Origin of the sequence: Acerihabitans sp. (genome assembly GCF_036398755.1) — a bacterium.
GTDB lineage: Bacteria > Pseudomonadota > Gammaproteobacteria > Enterobacterales > Enterobacteriaceae > Acerihabitans.
Genome location: NZ_DASWOM010000031.1, coordinates 1 through 20,798, shown reverse-complemented (window position 1 = coordinate 20,798; position 20,798 = coordinate 1). Strand labels below are relative to the sequence as shown.

At 54.2% G+C, this 20,798-nt stretch carries 17 protein-coding genes and 1 pseudogene; 12 read left to right on the top strand and 6 right to left on the bottom strand.

All coding sequences use genetic code 11. The annotated features are described in order from the left end of the window. On the top strand, positions 1-304 hold a 304-nt coding region (locus VGC33_RS05755), incomplete at its 5' end, for an SDR family oxidoreductase (RefSeq protein ID WP_331119797.1). Between the two features lie 361 nt (positions 305-665). On the opposite strand, the gene VGC33_RS05750 is transcribed toward VGC33_RS05755, so the two are convergent. From VGC33_RS05750 to VGC33_RS05730, 5 genes are all read right to left on the bottom strand, one after another. Then, positions 666-1,784: a porin OmpC gene (locus VGC33_RS05750; protein WP_331119796.1), complete on the bottom strand. Its 1,119-nt coding sequence runs from the start codon at positions 1,782-1,784 to the stop codon at positions 666-668. 199 nt (positions 1,785-1,983) lie between these two features. Continuing rightward, positions 1,984-3,435, bottom strand: coding sequence for a PTS cellobiose/arbutin/salicin transporter subunit IIBC (gene ascF, locus VGC33_RS05745; RefSeq protein WP_331119795.1), 1,452 nt, complete (start codon positions 3,433-3,435; stop codon positions 1,984-1,986). 197 nt (positions 3,436-3,632) lie between these two features. Continuing rightward, entirely contained in the window at positions 3,633-3,911 is a 279-nt protein-coding gene (locus VGC33_RS05740) for a hypothetical protein (RefSeq protein ID WP_331119794.1), read from the bottom strand. Between the two features lie 91 nt (positions 3,912-4,002). Beyond that, on the bottom strand, positions 4,003-5,433 hold the full coding sequence (locus tag VGC33_RS05735) for a 6-phospho-beta-glucosidase (RefSeq protein ID WP_331119793.1): 1,431 nt from the start codon (positions 5,431-5,433) through the stop codon (positions 4,003-4,005). Between the two features lie 128 nt (positions 5,434-5,561). Further along, positions 5,562-5,726: a hypothetical protein gene (locus tag VGC33_RS05730; protein WP_331119792.1), complete on the bottom strand. Its 165-nt coding sequence runs from the start codon at positions 5,724-5,726 to the stop codon at positions 5,562-5,564. A 268-nt stretch (positions 5,727-5,994) separates the two neighbouring features. Between VGC33_RS05730 and VGC33_RS05725 the strand changes: the two genes are divergently transcribed. Beyond that, the gene (locus VGC33_RS05725; protein ID WP_331119791.1) at positions 5,995-7,026 is read left to right on the top strand and encodes a LacI family DNA-binding transcriptional regulator; all 1,032 of its coding nucleotides are present in this window, start codon (positions 5,995-5,997) and stop codon (positions 7,024-7,026) included. Positions 7,027-7,349: 323 nt separating this feature from the next. Here VGC33_RS05725 and VGC33_RS05720 read toward each other — a convergent pair whose 3' ends face one another. Further along, the gene (locus tag VGC33_RS05720; protein ID WP_331119790.1) at positions 7,350-7,946 is read right to left on the bottom strand and encodes a TetR/AcrR family transcriptional regulator; all 597 of its coding nucleotides are present in this window, start codon (positions 7,944-7,946) and stop codon (positions 7,350-7,352) included. A gap of 143 nt (positions 7,947-8,089) precedes the next feature. Between VGC33_RS05720 and VGC33_RS05715 the strand changes: the two genes are divergently transcribed. The 10 genes and pseudogenes from VGC33_RS05715 to VGC33_RS05670 all read left to right on the top strand — a co-directional run. Further along, on the top strand, positions 8,090-8,494 hold the full coding sequence (locus VGC33_RS05715) for a RidA family protein (RefSeq protein WP_331119789.1): 405 nt from the start codon (positions 8,090-8,092) through the stop codon (positions 8,492-8,494). Between the two features lie 604 nt (positions 8,495-9,098). Further along, positions 9,099-9,593 (top strand): type VI secretion system contractile sheath small subunit, encoded by a 495-nt coding sequence (gene tssB, locus VGC33_RS05710; protein ID WP_331119788.1) that lies wholly within the window; start codon positions 9,099-9,101, stop codon positions 9,591-9,593. Positions 9,594-9,623: 30 nt separating this feature from the next. Next, the gene (gene tssC, locus VGC33_RS05705; protein ID WP_331119787.1) at positions 9,624-11,177 is read left to right on the top strand and encodes a type VI secretion system contractile sheath large subunit; all 1,554 of its coding nucleotides are present in this window, start codon (positions 9,624-9,626) and stop codon (positions 11,175-11,177) included. Between the two features lie 13 nt (positions 11,178-11,190). Then, complete coding sequence (gene tssK, locus VGC33_RS05700) at positions 11,191-12,543, top strand: type VI secretion system baseplate subunit TssK (protein WP_331119786.1); 1,353 nt, start codon at positions 11,191-11,193, stop codon at positions 12,541-12,543. Beyond that, on the top strand, positions 12,540-13,229 hold the full coding sequence (gene tssL / locus VGC33_RS05695; RefSeq protein ID WP_331119785.1) for a type VI secretion system protein TssL, short form: 690 nt from the start codon (positions 12,540-12,542) through the stop codon (positions 13,227-13,229). Before tssK ends, tssL begins: the two co-directional genes overlap by 4 nt. Then, positions 13,226-14,935 (top strand): OmpA family protein, encoded by a 1,710-nt coding sequence (locus tag VGC33_RS05690; RefSeq protein WP_331119784.1) that lies wholly within the window; start codon positions 13,226-13,228, stop codon positions 14,933-14,935. The genes tssL and VGC33_RS05690 overlap by 4 nt, the downstream gene beginning before the upstream one ends. 31 nt (positions 14,936-14,966) lie before the next feature. Further along, positions 14,967-15,458 carry an Hcp family type VI secretion system effector gene (locus VGC33_RS05685; RefSeq protein ID WP_331119783.1) on the top strand — a complete coding sequence of 164 codons (492 nt, stop codon included), beginning with the start codon at positions 14,967-14,969 and terminating at the stop codon, positions 15,456-15,458. A gap of 178 nt (positions 15,459-15,636) precedes the next feature. Further along, positions 15,637-18,288, top strand: coding sequence for a type VI secretion system ATPase TssH (gene tssH / locus VGC33_RS05680; protein ID WP_331119782.1), 2,652 nt, complete (start codon positions 15,637-15,639; stop codon positions 18,286-18,288). Continuing rightward, a complete protein-coding gene (gene vgrG / locus VGC33_RS05675; protein ID WP_331119781.1) occupies positions 18,285-20,627 on the top strand; it encodes a type VI secretion system Vgr family protein in 2,343 nt (780 codons plus the stop codon). The genes tssH and vgrG overlap by 4 nt, the downstream gene beginning before the upstream one ends. Positions 20,628-20,642: 15 nt before the next feature. Next, positions 20,643-20,798 (top strand): annotated as a pseudogene (locus tag VGC33_RS05670) (M23 family metallopeptidase); the annotation flags it as partial.

Here is a 20,798-nt window from a genome sequence, read left to right as displayed (position 1 = left end):
TGGCGTCCGGCCCAAGGGTGCATCAATCCCTTATGCCGCATCGAAAGCCGCGTTGAACCATGTCACTCGCCTGCTTGCAGTATCGCTTGCACCGGATATCAGAGTGAATGCCGTTGCCCCTGGTTTGGTGGATACGCCTCTAACGGCGGATTGGACCGCTGCCCAACAGCTTTGGCGAGAGCGTTCGCCCATGCGCAGAGCCGCCAGACCGGAGGATGTCGCCCAAATCGTCGCTATGCTGGTAGCTTCGGACTACCTGACCGGCGAAATTTTGCTGTCGGATGGCGGGCTGAACCTGACATAGCGCACCATTAGAAATGCATGACAGCGAGCTTGTGTAGGTTTTCTGTTCCGTTGCTACTCAGACCCCAAATACGGGTCAATATGCGAGTCTTGACAACCGGCGGGGATAAAATTTATGATGGAATTCAACTTAATAGAAAACTGAATGTACCCGAGTCCGGGCACCATGATTAAAAAAAACAGCCCCAGGGCTGGTTTTTTGCTTTCCGGGATCCGGGCTCGCCGTCGAACCGCATTCGATAACTCGCCTCATCCATGAGGCTCGCCCCGCTGTCAACGCTGACGCGCTGTACAGAAACGCTTCCGGTGTTTTTGTCCGCTTATTCAACGAAACGCAAACATTTACCGGACTATCGATTTCATCAGAATTGGTACTTCATGCTGACTGCCGCCACGTTATCAGTGACGATACCGGCATTTTTGGTGAATGTGTCGTCATCAAGTAAGTTAACCTTGTAGTCAACGTAGGTCACCATATTTTTGTTGAAGTTGTACGTGAAACCAAAATCAACAAACTTGACCAGGTCCTGGGCATCGTAGTTGTTACCCATACGATCAGTACCTAAATTGTTTCCACGCGTTTGGTTATAAGCGACGAAGGGAACCAGACCTGAAAGCAGGGTGTACCCCGCATAGAGCTCAACGGCCTGTGATTTATTGGCTAAACCGTAGGCTGTAGCGCTCGGTGATCCGAATTTCGCCGCATTATAGGCTTGAGTATACATTGCCGCCAGATATAGGCGGTTGTCATTATATTTAATCGCTGCGGTATAACCCTCGGCTTTTCCGCCCCCGCCCATAATGCCCGGTGCGGAATTTTGCTCATCGGTAAGATTCGAGCTAAAAAATGCACCGGCGACACTGATACCGGACTTAAAATCGTAACTCAAAGAGGAGCCGTAGCCATCGCCATTTTGAGACAATACGTTACGGGTACCCGGCTCGCCCGCCCCACTATCATTTTTACCTTGGTACTGCAAAGCCAGCTTCAGGCCGTCAACCAAACCAAAAAAATCGGTGTTACGGTAAGTGGCAATACCGTTGCCACGTTTGAATAAAAACTGGTCAGAGCCATAGGTGGAAGCATCGAATTCCGGCTGCATATCTGTATAGGATGCCGCATCATATAAAACACCGGTATTACGACCATAATCGAAAGAGTTAGACCCGGCAAACTTCAAACCGGCATAGGCATAACGCGTAAATGCGGTGTTTTGGTTCTCGGTTTGGTTGCCCTGGATTTGATATTCCCAGCGGCCAAATCCAGCGAGCTGATCAGAAATTTGAGTCAGACCTCTAAAACCAAAACGCATATAAGTTTTGTCGCCGTCACTACCTTTATCATCCGAAAAATAATGCATGCCATTAAAAAAACCATATAAATCTAATTTGTTACCTTCTTTATTATAAATTTCCGCCGCCCCAGAAGTTGCTGAAGCCAATAGTGCAGGAATCAAAAATGCAAGCCGAGAAATTTTCATTATAAATGCCCTTTATAAAAGTAAAATGTAGTTAATATGCTAATGGAAAATTTATTAGTTCAAAAAACCCTAATAATGTCATTAATATAAAAATGGCATGGCAATAGATATATCGACTTCCAGGATATAACCCCGTAAAGATCGATATTTATAAAAGCGTTATATTGAGGCCGTGATGATACACAGTTTCAGTAGATCATTATCTTTCCATCGTATGAGCTAATACCGCTTGAGCAGGTTGAACTTTTTTGCTTTGGTTTTCTGACATCGGTATATCCTCAAAACCCAGCAACAGCGTCAATACAAAAGAGAGCACCACGGCAAGCGCCATCACCCCAAACACCCAGACGATAGACATCGGATTGGCGGGGTCAAAGAACTGTACGCTGGTGAAAAGCCCAGGCGCCGCCATTGAATGACTCGCCAGTCCCGCCGCACCCGCCACACCCCCGCAAACAAAACCACTGATTACCGAAGCCACTAACGGGCGTTTCAGACGTATCGCCACACCATAAAGCGCAGGTTCCGAAATCCCTGCCACAATCGCGGATGCCGCTGCGGCAAGGGCGGTTTGACGCAAACCGGAATTTTTCGTTTTCCACGCCACCGCCAGAGATGAGCCGCCTAGCGACAGATTGGCACCGATTTCCGACGGCATAACCATGCCCTCGGTCCCGACGGTGGCAATGGTCTGGATAATGGTTGGCGTGAACACCCGGTGCATACCCGTCATAACCAACAGCGGCCAAATCCCGCCCATGATCGCCACGGACAACCAGCCAAGATAGCTATGTATGGTGTAGACCAACGCGGAAATGGCTGTACCGATCCAGATCCCTAACGGGCCAATCAGCACGATGGCGATAGGGGCTGCGATCAATACGATCAACATCGGTTTGAGGAAGTTTTTTGTCACCGCGGGGGTAATTTTATCCACCCAGCGTTCAATGTAGGAAAGTAGCCAGGTCATAACCAGCGCCGGGACCACCGTGTAGGAATATTTTACCGCCGTGACAGAAATTCCCATAAATTCGACCTGTTGACCTTGTGCGGCTTTTGCCATGAGATCAATAAAGCCGGGATGAATCAACACACCGGCAATGGCAATCGCCAGCGACATATTGGTTTTGAATTTTACCGCGGCGGATGCTGCGACCATCACCGGCAGAAAAAAGAAGGCGCCGTCGCCAATAGCATTAAGAATAATGAGTGTCGCCGAGGTGCTGGTAAGTACGCCGGTCATAGTGAAAACCATGGCGAGTAGTTTCACCATCGAACCACCGATAATCGCCGGGATCAGTGGCGACATGGTACCGATCAACGCATCCAGAATGCCTGCGCCAATACGTTTCAGGGTAAGTTTGTTTTTCCCCGGCAGGGGGCGTTCTGCAACGGCATTTTCTGGCAACAGTTTTAACACCTCGGCATAAGCCTGAGAAACCGTATTGCCGATGATCACCTGGCACTGGTTGTTGTTTTTTACCACGCCCAGTACACCGCTGAGGGATTGAAGTTTTTCCGTATCCACCGCTGAATCATCATTAATAACAAAGCGTAAGCGCGTCATACAGTGGGTAATTGCGGCAATGTTGTTTGCCCCGCCGAGGGCATCGACTATCGATTGTGATAATGCCGCATAATTTTTAGACATAAATAAAGTCCTCTTAAGTAAATAACCGGTTCTATATTAAATACTGAGCTTAATAGTGTTATGACCCACGATTCCCAGAAAATAAATTAGACATAATTTCAGCTGATAGGGGGCGACAGACCCCTATTTTAGCTGTGGGCCTGACGTAGTTGTAATAACGCGTCAGACAATCGCCCATGTATTTTCAAGCCGCCCCGCTAGTTTGGCAACCTATTGTTTTTTAGACTTATTAATAACTTCCCCATCGCTGCGTTATAATAACGATGACCATGGCGACGCATGTTTTTCGTCATCCGATAACGTCGTTTTCGCTCAAGGAAGACCCGACGACCAAACTGACTCACTTTGTGTAATACTATTCCCTTAGGATGGCCTCGAGTTTGCCGGGCCATATCCAGCACGGCGATAACCGGCAACGCACCGCCTTTCAAAAATATTGCCCAGCCGATAACACGCCGGGCGTTCAGATCCATCATGCCAACGTTAACCAGTCCAGATGAAGCTAATATCACCTTCCCAGGCCTGGTTTGTGGTCAATTGAAAAACACAAGACGCAATAAGCGCATGTCAATCCAAATCCGCCCCATTGCTCGCAATCACCTTCTTATACCAATAAAACGATTTCTTTCTTTTTCTTTCCAAGGTGCCATTGCCACTGTCGTCTCGATCGACGTAGACGAAGCCGTAGCGTTTGCTCATTTCGCCGGTAGAGGCGGAAACCAAATCGATGCAACCCCATGAGGTGTAGCCGATCACCGGGACTCCGTCGGTGATGGCTTCGCCCATCGCCTTGATGTGCTCACGCAGGTAGCTGATACGGTAATCGTCGACGATTTCACCCTGTGCGTTGATTTCGTCTTTCGCGCCCAGGCCGTTTTCCACCAGGAATAACGGTTTCTGGTAGCGGTCGTACATCATATTCATAGTGATACGCAGGCCCAGCGGGTCGATACCCCAACCCCATTCACTGACTTCAATATAGGGATTTTTCAGCGAATTGACGATATTGACCGCTTCGCTGTTATGGTCGCTCATGTCCGCCGAGGCACAGCGTGAAGCGTAATAACTGAAGGAGACGAAATCGACGGTGTTTTTGAGGATGTCGTCATCCCCCGGCTCTTTGTCAAGGGTAATACCCTTCTCGGCAAAATCGCGTTTGGTGTAGGACGGATAAGCACCGCGCGCCTGCACGTCGATAAAGAACAGATTTTCGCGGTCTTTTTGCAGCGCCGCCCACACGTCTTGTGGTTTGCAGGTTCTCGGGTAGAAGTTACCGCCCGCCAGCATGCAGCCGACCTGATTCTGCGGATTGACTTCGTGCGCAATTTTTGTCGCCAGCGCGCTGGCGATCAGCTCGTGATGCGCAGCCTGATATTTTACCTGCTCCTGATTTTCACCCTCTTCGAATACCAGACCGGCACCGGAGAATGGGCTGTGCAGCAGGATGTTGATCTCGTTGAAGGTTAGCCAGTATTTCACCTGCCGGTCAAAGACTTCAAAACAGGTTCGCGCATAGCGGGCAAAAAATTCGACCATTTTGCGGTTGCGCCATGAACCATATTCGACCACCAGATGCATCGGCACATCGAAGTGGCACAGCGTTACCAGCGGTTCGATGCCGTACTTTTTACATTCGGTAAACACGTCGCGGTAGAAGGCGATACCTTCGGGGTTCGGCGTCAGTTCGTCACCCTTCGGATAGAGGCGGCTCCAGGCGATCGAGATTCTGAACACGGTGAATCCCATTTCCGCCATCAGCGCGATGTCTTCTTTATAACGGTGGTAAAAATCAATCGCCTGATGGCTCGGATAGAACTCATCGTCTTTCAGCGTAAAACGCTTTTCCTGACCGGTTTTCACTGCCAAACGATGTTCACCGTGCGGGATCATATCGACCGTTGCCAGGCCTTTTTTGCCTTCAAAACAAGCCCCTTCGGCCTGGTTGGCGGCAATCGCGCCGCCCCATAAGAAATCGGCAGGAAATGATGATGCAGCCATGTGAAGGTCCTTTTTTAAGTTCTTTAATAAGTATTTACAACGCGTTGCGAAACGACAAAGGGCGTGGAAATCCCGGCGACAATGGCGGAAGCCGCCGCGGCCAGTGCCGTTTGGCGCAGCTTAAGGTTTTAATGCGCCACGCCCATCACACCGGCAATGGCTTGGAGTTTCTCGCCATCAATCAAGGATTGATCGTTGATAACCAAACGTAAACGCCTCATGCGGTGCGTAGCCGCCGCTACCTTGCCCGCGTCGCCGGGTGACGGCGACATTGCTGCAAAATTATTCGGCATGAGCAATAACTCTCTAAAATTCATAGCATTAAATAATATACTGTTGCCTATGAGCCGGATTTTATGTTTTTTATAGTTTGTGTCTGAAACGATAGGTAACCGGTTCCATACAATAATGTGTATATCTTTTTATAACTTCAATAGAAAATGTTAGCGTCGTTTCATTTTTGTGATGACGATCCCTCTGGGAGTCTTTTCCAAGTCGAGATTTTCGGAAAACTGACAAAATGTGTAGAATGGGGTATCAATTCTCTTTTAGGTATGCCTGATGTCGACAATGCAGGAAGTAGCGTCCAGAGCAGGCGTCTCAAAAACCACGGTTTCACGCGTTCTTTCAGGGAAAGGCTATGTAAGCCAGGAAACCAAGGATCAGGTTTACAAGGCCATCGAAGATACGGGATATCGTCCGAACTTACTGGCACGGAATCTGGCGACCAGCAAATCCATGTGTATCGGGCTGGTGGTAACCAATACATTGTATAACGGTAATTATTTTAGTGAGCTGATTTCTCAGGCGGCCAAAAAACTGGATGCTAACGGGCGTAAGCTGATTCTGGTGGATGGAAAAAACAGCGCCGTAGAGGAACAGGAGGCAATTGAGTTTCTGAATGATTTAGGCTGCGAAGGGATTATAATTTATCCTCGATTTTTATCTATTGATAACTTGGACGCTATCGTCGACAAATATAAAAAACCAGTCATGGTGGTGAACCGAAAGCTGAGAAAACATCAGAGCCACTGTATTTATTGTGACCACAAAGGATCTAGTTTTAATGCCACCAAAGTGCTTATTGAACGTGGTCACCATGACATTGCGTTTATTACCGGTTCAATGGATTCCCCGACCGCCATTGAACGCTTTGCCGGTTATAAAGAGGCACTGACCGCTTTTGCCTTACCGGTTCGGGAAGAGCTGATTGTACAGGGTAAATGGTCATCGGCCAGCGGTGCGGCGGCGGTTGAAACCCTCCTCGCCGGCAAGCAGAAGTTCAGCGCAATCCTTGCCAGTAACGATGAAATGGCAATTGGTGCAATGAAAAAACTCAACGACGCCGGCATGGCAGTCCCTGCTGACGTCTCGGTAATCGGTTTTGATAATATTCCGATCGCACCGTTTCTTATTCCTGCGCTATCCAGCGTAAAAGATCCCGTCAGCGATATGGTAATCGAAGTGATTAACCAGATTATTTCGATGCTCGATGGTGGATATTTGTCCGAGCAGAACCAATTTAATTCAGATCTTATTCTACGGGATTCCGTCATTAATGGGCCACGGCTTTCCCCGCAGAACAAAAGCTGAGTACAAAATAATTCGCCTGCTTGAAAATGACAGCCCACGAACTTGGCTGACGAAAGCAGATTCAGATAAAGTCTTTCGCTGTCAGCGCTTCCTCTAGCAATCCGCATACTTCCCGGCATCGCTGCCCGCGTTATTTTCAGGGCTTGGCGGTAATCATGCAGGGAAGTAAACTTACAAAAAACGCCTCGCTTTGCCGGCCGCAAGCGCGCGAGACGGCGCGTGCGTATACCAGAAAGACCGCGAGCGTACGCCCTGAAGCAGGCAAAACCGGGCACGTCGGTGGCGTATGTCCGCCACAGACCGGGCGCGTCCGATGCCTCATGCTACGGCCTGCGCGCGAGCAGACCGCTCACCAGAAGTTGAAACGCGTCTATCGCTTTTGGCAGCGTGACCACCGGATCTTCGCTCGCCGCGACCCAAAGGGCGGCATTCAATGCGGCCCCGTTGAGTAGACGAGCCGCAGCTTCTACATCCACGGGCTTTAAAATCCCTTTACTCACCATCTCAGCCACCGCGCTCCGGGTCGCATCCAGACAGGCATTCTGACTTGGCCACCGTGAGGGATCGCCAAGAAACGCAGGTCCATCCAGCAGAACGATACGCTGCACCTCCGGATCAAGCGCCATCTGTATATAGGCAACGCCTTCCGAGAGTAGCCTGGCCCAGTCATCCCCTGCCGATTGCGCCATTTCTTTCGCCCTCCCGGCCATCTCGCCGTCAATCTGTGCGACAACAGCGGCCAGCAGGCCTGTTTTATCGCCAAAATTGTGATACAGAGCCCCTCTGGTCAGCCCCACGCTGGCGGTCAGATCATCCATTGATGCTGCGGCAAACCCTTTATCAGCAAAGGCTTTACGCGCCGCTGAGATAAGCTTTACCCGATTCGCCTCCATTGTTTCGGCCCGACCTTTTATTGCCATATTTACTCCATTTTATATACGCGTCGTATTTTAATTTACATACGCATCGTATGTATAATACAATTGGCATACGCCGCGTATGTCAAATTAACCGTACATGTGATGCAACGACCGAACCGGTCCCTAAAAGAAAAGGTAGCCTTATGATCCAGCGTAAACCGATTTTCCCCGCCAACCGCCACGCATTGTACCAAGAACACCAATACTCTGCCGCCATTCGCTCCGGTGACTTATTGTTCGTATCCGGGCAGGTTGGAAGCCGTGTCGACGGCTCGCCGGAACCCCAATTCGACGCTCAGGTAAAGCTTGCTTTTGACAACCTGAAGGCAATTCTCACCGCTGCGGGCTGCACACTTGACGATATTATCGACGTGACGACATTCCACACCGATCCCGAACAGCAGTTCGACACGATCATGGCGGTGAAGCGAGAAATATTTCAGCAACCGCCTTACCCTAACTGGACCGCGGTAGGGGTGAACTGGCTTGCCGGGTTCGATTTCGAAATAAAGGTCATTGCCCGTATCCCTGAAAAAATGGGTTCCTGAAAGATACGAACGGTAATGACTGCATAAAACATGTTATGCCTGATAGGCTTAGACTTATCAGGCATGCATGAGAACAATAGCGACTGGGGCAGATATCGACAGGCCGGCGTTGGCGTCGATGAGAAGATGTTTGTATGTCGACAATAACAGGCAATAGGGGATATTAATTAAATAGCAATTAAACCCTGCTATTAATATCTTACTTTATTAAAAAACATTCATAACTTTTTCGCATAAATATTATAATATGCTTTTTTGTTAAATTAATTTCATTAATCCATCCTATTACCGAACATCATCATAAAATAGCGTCAAATCATATTCAAAGGCATGGGAATCCTGGTTTTCTTCAGTACATCCCCCACCCGTCAGGATTAAATAAAAATTGTATAAATTCAAACAAGTAACACAATAAACCCCGTTCACGCGCATTATCGGTATTGATTAATTTTGATTAGAATATCATACTTTAATTCAGAACCTCATTTACGCCGCCGGGGATGAACATACCGTAACGTAATACACTTTGTGGCCTTGCAGGAAGCAAAGCTGTTATTTCCGCTTGTCTCAAAATAATATCAACAGCCCAGCAGAAGGTAATAACATGTCAAATAGTTTCCAGTCGGAAATTCCGAAAGCGCGTGTAAATATTCAGTTGAGCCTGCACACCGGCGGCGCGCAGAAGAAATCCGAATTACCATTAAAACTAATGGTAATGGGGGATTACAGCAACGGTCAGGAAAGTCGTCCGCTGTCTGAACGCGAAAAGGTGAACATCAACAAGAAAAACTTCAATAGCGTGCTGGCGGAATTCACCCCCGCGCTCAACCTGACCGTCGAAAACACCCTGGCCGGCGATAACAGCGAAAAAAGCATCAAGCTTAACTTCAAAGACATGCAGGATTTCGAGCCGGAGCAGGTGGCGCGCCAAATTCCCCAACTACGCGCCATGCTCGCCATGCGCAATCTCCTGCGTGATCTCAAATCCAATTTGCTGGACAACGCGACCTTTCGCAAAGAACTCGAGATGATTCTCAAAGACGACAGCCTGAGCGATGAACTGCGCGAAGAACTGAACGCACTGGCTCCCAGGGCGTAATACCTCAACTTAACGGATTAATGCGAGATAATGCTCATGTCAGTCACTAACGAAAACACCTCATCCCCCATCAGCCAGGCCTCGGTGCTGCCGCGCCCGCAAACCGGTCGCGTCTACGCCTCCCTGTTCGACAAAATCAACCTGACGCCGGTATCTTCGCTAGGCGACCTGAATATCTTCCAGGACAATCAGGCGATGTGCGATGTCACCACCGACGAGCGTGTGACCGCCGCCGTTCAGGTATTCCTGGCGCGCTTGAAAGAGTCTGGTCAAAAAGTCGTGCGGCTGGATAAGGCCCTGCTCGATAACCATATTGCCACCCTGGATGAGCAGATAAGCCGTCAGTTGGACGTGGTGATGCACCACCCGGCATTCCAGCGCCTGGAATCCGGCTGGCGTGGCCTGAAGTTCCTGGTTGACCGCACTGATTTCCGGCAGAACGTGAAGATCGAACTGCTGGATGTCTCAAAAGACGACCTGCGCCAGGACTTTGAAGATTGCCCTGAAATCACGCAAAGCGGTATGTACCACCACGCCTATATCCAGGAATATGATACACCGGGCGGCGAGCCAATCGGCGCGGTGATTTCCGACTACGAGTTCGACGCGACCACCCGCGACGTCGCGCTGCTACGCAACATTTCCAGGGTGTCCGCCGCCGCGCACATGCCGTTTATCGGCTCCGCAGGTCCCGCATTCTTCCTGAAAGACACCATGGAAGACGTCGCCGCCATCAAGGATATCGGCAATTACTTCGACCGTGCCGAGTATATCAAATGGAAATCCTTTCGCGATTCCGACGACTCGCGATACATCGGTCTGACCATGCCGCGCGTCCTGGCTCGCCTGCCTTACGGCCCGGACACCCTCCCCGTGCGCAGCTTCAACTATGTGGAAGAAGTGAAAGGCCCGGACCATGAGAAGTACCTGTGGACCAACGCCGCCTTCGCTTTTGCGGTCAATATCGTGAAAAGCTTTATCAAAAACGGCTGGTGCGTACAAATCCGTGGTCCGCAAGCTGGCGGCGCCGTCACCGACCTGCCAATCCACCTGTATGATCTCGGCACCGGCAATCAGATGAAAATCCCGTCTGAAGTGATGATCCCGGAAACCCGCGAGTTTGAGTTTGCCAATCTGGGTTTTATCCCTTTGTCGTACTACAAAAACCGTGACTACTCCTGCTTCTTCTCAGCGAACTCGGCGCAGAAACCGGCGCTGTATGACACGGCCGACGCAACCGCCAACAGTCGCATCAACTCACGCCTGCCTTACATCTTTCTGCTGTCGCGTATTGCACATTACCTGAAACTCATACAACGGGAAAACATCGGCACCACCAAAGACCGCCGCCTGCTGGAGCTGGAGCTTAATACCTGGATCCGCACCCTGGTAACTGAAATGACCGATCCGGGCGACGACCTGCAGGCTTCACACCCGCTGCGCGACGCTAAAGTGGCCGTGGAAGACATCGACGACAACCCTGGCTTCTTTCGCGTGAAACTGTACGCCGTACCGCACTTTCAGGTGGAAGGCATGGATGTGAACCTGTCATTGGTTTCCCAAATGCCTAAAGCGAAAGCGTAAAGCAGGAGGCGCGATGAAGATTGAACGCCCTTTGTGGACCCGCGGAATTCTGGTATCTCCGCAGCAGTTTCAACAACAGGCCTCGCTTGAGGCCTGGACCAATGAATGTATTGCGCAAATGGGCGTCCTCCATCCATGGGGGGTGCTCCGCGCCTCGTTTGAACAGGATGCGCTGGCGCAGGGGCGACTGAAAGCAGAGCGTCTGAACGTTCGTTTTCAGGACGGCGTTTTAATCGATACGGATTGCGCCGATTTGCTCCCGCCCACATTGACGCTTGCCGCATGCCTTCCCGCCGGTGCAACGGTCGCGACCGTGATGCTGGCAATGCCTCAGCTCTATGCCAACGGCGGCAATTGCCTGCAGCCTGACGAGCGGGCCGAACGGCCGGTGCGTTACCGCCAGGCCTGGCATGACGTGCAAAATCATTATGGTGAAGACAAGAAACAGGTCGCCGTGATGACGCATGAGCTGACGCTGCGTATGGATACCCAGGAAAATGGCGATTATCTGGTGTGCCCGGTTGCGCGTTTACTGCTCGACGCCCAGGGACGCTGGGCGCTGGACGAAAACTTTATTCCTCCCTTGCTGAGCCTGCATGCCAGCCGCTGGTGTGTTGAGCAACTGGAAAACCTGATGGTACAGCTGCGGGCGCGTCTGCACAGACTGATGGCTATGCGACGGGAAAGCAATGCGCGCATGGCCGACTTTGCCGTCGCCGACGTCTCACTGTTCTGGCTGCTCAATGCCCTTAACGGCGCCGAACCGGTGCTGGGAAATTTTCAGCGTTGTCCCCAGGCCCATCCAGAGCGGCTTTATCAGGAGCTGGCCAGACTGGCCGGCAACCTGCTGACGTTTTCGCTGGAGTATAACGTCACCGCCATTCCGGCTTATCGGCATGACCGTCTGAGCGCCGTTTTCCCGCCGCTGTTCGCGTTGCTCAATATCCTGCTGGAAGCCAGCCTGCCTTCCCGCGTTGTGGCCATCGAACTGGTTCATGAGCCTCGGATCAATCAGTGGCGGGGAAACCTGCACGATCCGCGCCTGCGCGAAGGGGTTGATTTCTACCTGTCGGTGCGCTCTCCCCTCTCCTGCGCCCGGTTGCAAACGCTGTTCCCACAATTATGCAAAGCCGGGGCGCCCGATGACGTCGGAAACGTGGTGAATGTGGCGCTTAGCGGGGTCCCGCTGAGCCCTCTGAGCCATGTCCCGGCCGCCATTCCGTTACGTCTGGAGAATCAGTATTTCTCACTTGACCTAAGCCATCCCGCGGCAAAGCAGATGATGGAAGCGGGTGCCTGCGTGTTTTACGTCCCGGGCACGCTCGGCGAGATCCAGCTCGAATTATTTGCGGTGCTGCGCGTATGAGTCACGCCATGATGGAACGCACCGGATATGTTGATATTGACGCCCTGCTGCAGGAAACCTGGCTGCAGGTGATAAGCCTTCGCCAGGAGGTGAGCTTTGCTGAAGGCGAAGGCCGCGCCTTTTGGAAGAAATGCGTTGCCGATGTCGAAGCTGTGCGCCGGAAGTTGGGAGACGCGGGCGTCAGTGAGCAGAATGCCGGTCACATCCTGTATACCCAGTGCGCGTTGCTGGATGAATGCGTCAAAGGACGCGGCGTGCGGGACGATGCCTATTTTGTATGGTGCGATTCCCCCTTGCAGGCGCATTTCTTCAACACGCTGGATGCCGGTAGCCAGCTTTATGAACGGATTCGCGCCGTCTTGCGCGATCCCGCGCCGGACAGCGGGGTGCTAGTCTGTTTCCATCGGGCGTTGATGCTCGGTTTCCAGGGCGGATACAGCTCGCTTGAGGTGACGGAGCGCGAGCAATTGGTGGTAAAGCTGAGCGATTTGGTTCCCGCTTTCAGCTTTGCGCCATCGGGACCGGCGCTTGCCTTGGCTCCGCCGCCCAGTCGTATTGGCGTATGGCTTCGCTATTGGCCGCTGCGCATCGGTCTGGCCGCCTGCATCGTCGCCTTGTTGTGGTGGGGGCTGGATTACTGGCTAACCGGCCTGTTGCCGACCTTGCTGCCGGAGCCTGTTCCATGAGCGCGATGTGGCGGCGGCGTTTATGGCTATGGGCCGGCATCGGCATACCGGCGGGTATTTTGTGCCAGGTTTTTCTGCCTTTTTCACCGACGGTACGCTGGCTGGCGTTCCTGCTGGTGGTCATGGCGTGTGTCATCGGCACATGGCGCACCCGCCGCAAGCCAGACACCGAGTTTACCGGCGGGCTGCCAGGCGAGCTTCCCGGGGAAAGCTATCGTCTGCCGGTGGTACTCGTTTGCGGTGACGACCTCGAATCTCTGTTCGGCAACAGCACCGTGCTTCAGACGGCAGCGGGCTGCTGGCTGCGGATAGCGGATAGCCGTTCGCTGCATCAGTCGACCCGGCAGATTCTGTGGCAACGCCCCGAATGGGCGAATCAGCTGGCTATCATGCTGGTTGCCAATCCGCAGCAGCAGGGTGATGAACGCGCGCTGTCCGCCAGACTGCATGAACTGCGCTGGCAATGGGTTCAGCTTAGCCGGGACATTCGCCGCGCCCTGCCTTTGGTGATCTACAGCATCGTGGCCACAAGTCTTGCAATCCTCCCGGTCTGGCTATCGCGGCGCGAGGCCCATCCCCTCACGCTGTGGCCCACCGTCACGATGCCTGAGACACTGGCGAATTGGCAACGCGCGGAGGTCAATAGCGCACAGGCCGGCCGGTTCAAACAAACAATCCTCCTGTCTGCGCATAATGACTGGCTGAACGCGCGGGTACTGCCGGTATTTCAGGATCGCAACAACGATGTGGCCTGCGTATCGCCCCAGCAGGTGATCCTGTCTCAGGTTAACGGGATGAAAAACATTGAACCTGCTTCGCTCTGGTACCGCTGGCTGGTTGCCCGCACCGCGCTGACGCAGGTATCGGGCTGGCACCCTGGACCAGATGCCGAAAACCCTCATCCACTTCTCCCGGACTTTATCTTTTCCGACCTGCCGTCGGGCAGCGGCGAGTCTTCCCGCCGGCGTATGCTGCGACAAACCGTCACGGCATCGACGCTTATCGCCATGATGGCCCTGGGCTGCAGCGCCTGGCATAACCAGCACCTGCTGCGCCGGGTTGCTTTCGACATCCGCCAGTACGAAAGCGTAGAGATGAGAAGTTACGGCCCAAAAGCCAAGGCGGTCGAAATATTACATCAGCATGCCGCGCAGCTTGACGATTGGTTGCGTCACGGTAATCCGCTGCGCCTGGGTTTAGGTCTTTACCAGGGAGAGCGCCTGAGATTGCCGCTTTTTATGGCGCTTAAAACCTACGCGCCGCCACTGACGCCATCGCCATCGCCATCGCCATCGCCAGGAAAATACACGCCGGAAACCGTGCGTCTCGACGCCCTGTCGCTGTTTGACACCGGCAAACATCAGCTCAAGCCGAACAGCACAAAAATGCTGCTCAATGCGCTGATTGGCGTGAAGGCCAAACCCGGCTGGTTGATTGTGGTGTCCGGCCACACCGACATTACCGGCGATGCGCGGGCTAATCAGATTTTATCCCTGAAACGCGCGGAAGCGCTGCGCGACTGGATGCTTTCCACCAGCGACCTGTCGCCGACCCGCTTCGCGGTTCAGGGCTACGGCGCGACGCGCCCGATTGCAATGAATGACACGCCGGAAGGTCGTGCAGCCAACCGGCGCGTCGAAATCAGTCTGGTGCCGCAGGCTAACGCCTGGCAGGCGACAGCGTCCCAACACGTTTCAAATGATTGATACGTGAATAACATTGAAATGGAGAACTACCATGGCAATCCCAGTTTATTTGTGGCTGAAAGACGACGGCGGCGCGGACATTAAAGGTTCGGTGGACGTCAAAGATCGTGAAGGCAGCATCGAAGTGGTGGCGCAGGAACACATGCTGTACACCCCCACCGACAATAACACCGGCAAACTGACGGGTACCCGCATCCACACCCCGTTCTTGTTCACCAAGGAAATCGACTCCTCCAGCCCGTATCTGTACAAAGCGGTCACCACCGGCCAGACCCTGAAATCCGCTGAGTTTAAATGGTATTGCATCAACGACGCGGGCCAGGAGGTGGAGTATTTCAATACCAAACTTGAAAACGTGAAGGTGGTCAAAGTCGCGCCAAAAATGCACGACATCAAAGATCCTGCTTTCGAGAAACACAACCATCTCGAAGCGATTGAACTGCGCTACGAAAAAATCACCTGGACCTACAAGGACGGCAACATTATTCATTCCGACGCCTGGAACGAACGTACCACCTCTTAACGCCCAACGGCAGGCGGTTCGCCGTCTGCTGTTTTTGTTGTTTGCCAAACCGCTTGTCCAGGCCGTTCCGCCAACAGCAAAACAATTTCAACACCCACCTTATGGGCCTTGGTTTCCAGCATTGTTGAATGCTAAGGAAAGGCCAGGGGCGGTAGCGTAGCCAAAAAAGGAATGCAGCATGGAAAACCTGTCAGCCGTTTTACTTCGTCGTCTCAACCCATACTGCGCACAGGCATTGGAAGCCGCCGCTACCTTCTGTCAAACCCGGACCCACGCGGAGATTACCATCGAGCACTGGCTGCTGAAACTGCTGGAGCCGGGCGAAGGCGATATCACCGTGCTGGCGCGCCGTTACGAGTGGAACATGGACAACCTGTGGCAAAGCCTGTTGTCGCATCTCGATACCCTGCCGCGCTCGGTGCATATCCGCCCGCGGCTCGCCGATGACCTGCAGACCCTGATGAAGGCCGCCTGGCTGGCCGCGTCATTGCAGGATGATAGCCAGACCATCCGCAGCGTGCACGTGCTGGAAGCGCTCATATCCCGGCCGCGCCTGCTGCGCTGCGAAGGCGCATGGCCGCTGTTCAGCCTGAGCGCCCCACAGGTAGCCCGCCTCAAGCCGGTGATGGACGCGCAGTCCGACGAGCGCCCTGAGCTGCTGCGGCAGAACGGTCTGCATATGCGGCCCCGCTCACTGGACGACGCGGCGCCAATAGCTAATGTGAACAGGCTCTCAGGCCAACACCCTGGCGAAGCATTGCAGGCCGCGCTGGATAAATACACCCTGGATATCAGCGCAAAAGCCAAAGCCGGGCGGATCGACCCGATCTTCGGCCGCGATAGCGAAATCCACCGTATGATCGCTATCCTCTCGCGCCGCCGCAAAAACAATCCCCTTTTGGTCGGCGAACCGGGCGTCGGCAAAACCGCCCTGGTTGAGGGCCTGGCGCTGCGTATCGTCGAAGGCAACGTGCCGGACAGCCTGAAGAACGTCAGCCTGCGTACTTTAGATCTCGGCCTGTTGCAGGCCGGCGCGGGGGTAAAAGGCGAGTTTGAGCAGCGCCTGAAAAACGTCATCGACGCCGTCCAGCAATCACCCACGCCGGTGCTGTTGTTTATCGATGAAGCGCACACCATTATCGGCGCGGGCAATCAGGCCGGCGGCGCGGACGCCGCCAACCTGCTCAAGCCCGCGCTCGCCCGGGGCGAACTGCGCACCATCGCGGCCACCACCTGGTCTGAGTATAAACAGTATTTTGAACGCGACGCCGCCCTGGAACGCCGCTTTCAGCGGGTCACCGTCGACGAGCCGGACGACGCTAAAGCCTGCCTGATGCTGCGTAGCCTGAAAAACCTTTACGCCCGGCACCACGGCGTACACATTCTTGATGCCGCGATTGCCGCGGCCGTCACCCTTTCCCGACGTTTCCTGACCGGACGCCAATTGCCGGACAAAGCCGTTGACCTGCTCGATACCGCCTGCGCGCGCGTGCGCATGGGCATCGACAGCCTGCCGGAAACGCTGACGGCGATGACAGCTGAACTCGCCACACTGGAAATGGAGCAACGGGCCATCGAACAGGATAGGCTGCTGTTGCCTGACCTTCACACCACGCGGCCGCATGAGATCGAAAAACGCCGCGAAGCACTGGCTATTGCGCAGCAAAAGCTCGAACGACGATATGAAGAAGAAAAACGCCTGACGGCGTTAATCGTCGAAGCCCGTCGTGAAACCGCCGATGCCGCCCGCCTGGCGGAGTTGCAGCAGGCATTACGCGTCGTGCAGGGCAATGCGCCCCTGTTGTCGCTGGACGTCGACGCACGCACCGTCGCCACCGTCATCGCCGACTGGACCGGCGTGCCGCTGAGCAGCCTGTTGAAAGACGAGCAGACCGACCTGCTGCGGTTGGAACACCATCTCGCCGCCCGCGTGGTCGGGCAGGATGCGGCGCTGGCCGATATGGCGCGGCGCCTGCGCGCCGCCAAAACCGGCCTGACCAGCGAGAACGGCCCGCTGGCGGTATTCCTGCTGGTCGGCCCGAGCGGCGTCGGTAAAACCGAGACCGCCCTGGCGCTGGCCGATACCCTGTTCGGCGGCGAAAAATCGCTTATTACCATCAATATGTCCGAGTATCAGGAAGCGCATACCGTTTCCCAGCTCAAAGGATCCCCGCCGGGCTATGTCGGTTACGGCGTGGGCGGCATTCTGACCGAAGCCGTGCGCAAGCGCCCCTATAGCGTGATTTTGCTCGACGAAGTCGAAAAAGCGCACCGTGACGTCGTTAACCTGTTTTATCAGGTTTTCGACCGCGGCGTAATGCGCGACGGCGAAGGCCGCGAAATCGACTTCCGCAATACCCTGATCCTGATGACCGCCAATCTGGGCGGCGATCGCCTGCTGCGGTTGCTGGATGAACAGCCGCATGCCACCAGCGGCGATTTGCACGAACTGCTGCGCCCTCTTCTTTGCGACCACTTCCAGCCCGCGTTGCTGGCCCGCTTTCAGACGCTGATCTACCGCCCGCTTAACGCCGTTGCCCTGCGCGCCATCGTCAAAATGAAACTGGCACAGGTCGCCAAACGACTGAACCAACACTACGGACTGCGGTGCATTATCGAAGAGAGCCTATACGACACCCTGGCCGCCGCCTGCCTGCTGCCGGATACCGGCGCGCGCAACATCGACAGCCTGCTGAACCAGCAGATTTTGCCGTTGCTGAGCCAGCAACTGCTGAGCCGCATGTCGGAACAGCAGCAAACGGCGTCGTTGACCTTTGGCTGGACTGAAGAAGAAGGCATCACGCTGGAGTTTGAGGGAGTAAAACCATGAACATCGCAACCGTATTTTTCGACCACAGCCACCACATATTAACCGTTCGCGCCAATGCCTCATCCATCGATGTCCTGAGCTTTGAAGGCAAAGAGGGCCTGAGTACACCGTTTCGTTACCTTATTCAGTTCACCAGCGGCGAGAAGAACATCGACCCGGCCGCCATGCTGATGCAGGACGCCTCGCTCATCCTGCGTGCGCCGGTGGCTCAAGCCCTCGGCGTTGGTGTCCAGCAGCCGCAGCGTGTGATTCAGGGCGTGGTCACCGGACTTCAGCGCCTGTCGACATCAAATGACGAGGGCCGCTATGCGCTATGCCTGCAGCCGCGTCTCGCCCTGCTTTCGCGCAGCCATCAGCACCGGGTGTACCAGGACATCTCGGTGCCGGGTATCGTGGAAAAAATCCTGCGCGAGCGTCACGACATGCGTGGTCAGGATTTTGTCTTCACCCTGGCAAAAGAATATCCGCGCCGTGAGCAGGTGATGCAGTACGGAGAAGATGATCTGGCTTTTATCTCGCGCCTGCTGGCGGAGGTGGGCATCTGGTACCGCTTTACCGCGGATCCCAAACTCAATATCGACGTGGTGGAGTTCTGCGATGACCAGCGATACTACCAGCAGGGGCCACGGCTGTGCGCCGTACCGCCCTCCGGCATGCACGGCAGCGGCGTCGAATCCGCCTGGGATTTGGCCAGCGACCATCAGGTGGTGCAGAAATCCGTCGGCACCCTTGACTACAACTACCGCAACGCCACCGCCGACATGTCGGTCAGCGTCGATATCACCCGCGACGCCACCACCACCTACGGTGAAGCCTGCCACTACGCCGACAACTACCTGACCGCAGGCGGCGCGGGCCGCAACCCCGAACCGGAAAGCGGCGCGTTTTACGCCCGGCTGCGTCATGAACGCTATCTGAACAAACAGGCGCGCTTCTCGGGCGTGGCCAACGCCGCCACCCTGGTGCCGGGCCAGGAGCTTAAGGTCACCGGCGGGGATATTCCACCGCAGTTTAACCAGGGTGTGGTCATCACCCGCACCCTCAGCAGCGCTAAACGGGACAAAAGTTTTGAAGTCGCGTTTGACGCCATTCCTTTCTCAGAGGATTACTGCTTTCGCCCGCAGCCGGCCGGCAAACCGGTGATGGCCGGCACCCTGGCCGCCCGCGTCACCAGCACCACCGCCAACGACACCTATGGCCATATCGACAAGGACGGACGTTACCGTGTCAAAATGCTGTTCGACCGCGACGCTTGGGAACAGGGCTATGAAAGCCTGTGGGTGCGTCAGGCGCGCCCTTACGCCGGCGATACCTACGGTATGCATTTCCCGCTGCTGGCCGACACCGAAGTGGCGATTGCCTTTGAGAACGGCGATCCGGACCGCCCCTATATCGCCCACGCGCTGCACGATTCAGCGCACGGCGACCCCGTCACCATCCGCAACTTCAAGCGCAACGTCCTGCGCACACCGGCCAACAACAAACTGCGTCTGGACGATGAACGCGGAAAAGAGCATATCAAGCTCAGCACCGAGTATGGCGGTAAAAGCCAGTTGAACCTGGGGCATTTGGTGGATGAGGAAAAACAACAGCGCGGTGAGGGTTTTGAGCTAAGAACCGACAGCTATGGCAGCATTCGCGCAAATAAAGGGATTTTCATCAGCGCTGACGGCCAATATCAGGCTCAAGGTAAAGTACTGGAGATGCAACCGGCGTTTAGCCTGCTGCATAGCGCACAAGAGCAAATGCAGGCCATTTCTGCCAATGCAAAAACAGCTACGGCCAGTCCGGCCGATTTGCAGGGGCAAATCAACCTGTTGCAACAAAACCTCAGTGAACTGAGACAGGCCGTGCTGCTGCTAAGCGCGCCGAAAGGAATCGCTCTGACCAGTGGCGAACATGTGCAAATCAGCGCCGGCGAGAACCTGATTGCGACCGCTGGCAAAAATGCGGATATCAGCGTTGGGAAGAACTTCTTTATCGGTGTGGGAAATACGTTAAGCGTTTTCGTTAGAAAACTGGGAATGAAACTGATCGCCAATCAGGGACCCATCACCGTGCAGGCGCAAAATGACCTGATGGAATTACTGGCCCGCAAGGCGGTAACCATTACCAGCACCGAAGATGAAATCAATATTACGGCGAAAAAGAAAATCACCTTAAATGCAGGCGGCAGTTATATCACGCTGGACGAAAATCGAATCGAATCGGGTACCGCCGGGGATTACCTCACCAAGGCCGGGCATTATGGGCGTGTGGATAAAGCGACCATCCCGGCTGAAGTACCCACTTTAGCCGGGAAGGTTGAAGAGCCGGCCAAACGCTGGTCATTCTCTTAACAGGACGTTAACCCTATGATTATCAGCCCCCCGTTTCTAAAAAATAAATCCGGCACGGAACAGGATGCCGACTGGGTCAGCAGGATGATGCCCGTCGACCCCAAACGCAGTTTCCCGATCAACAGCCGCCGTTCATGGCACGGCGGGATACATATTCCCCACACCGACAGC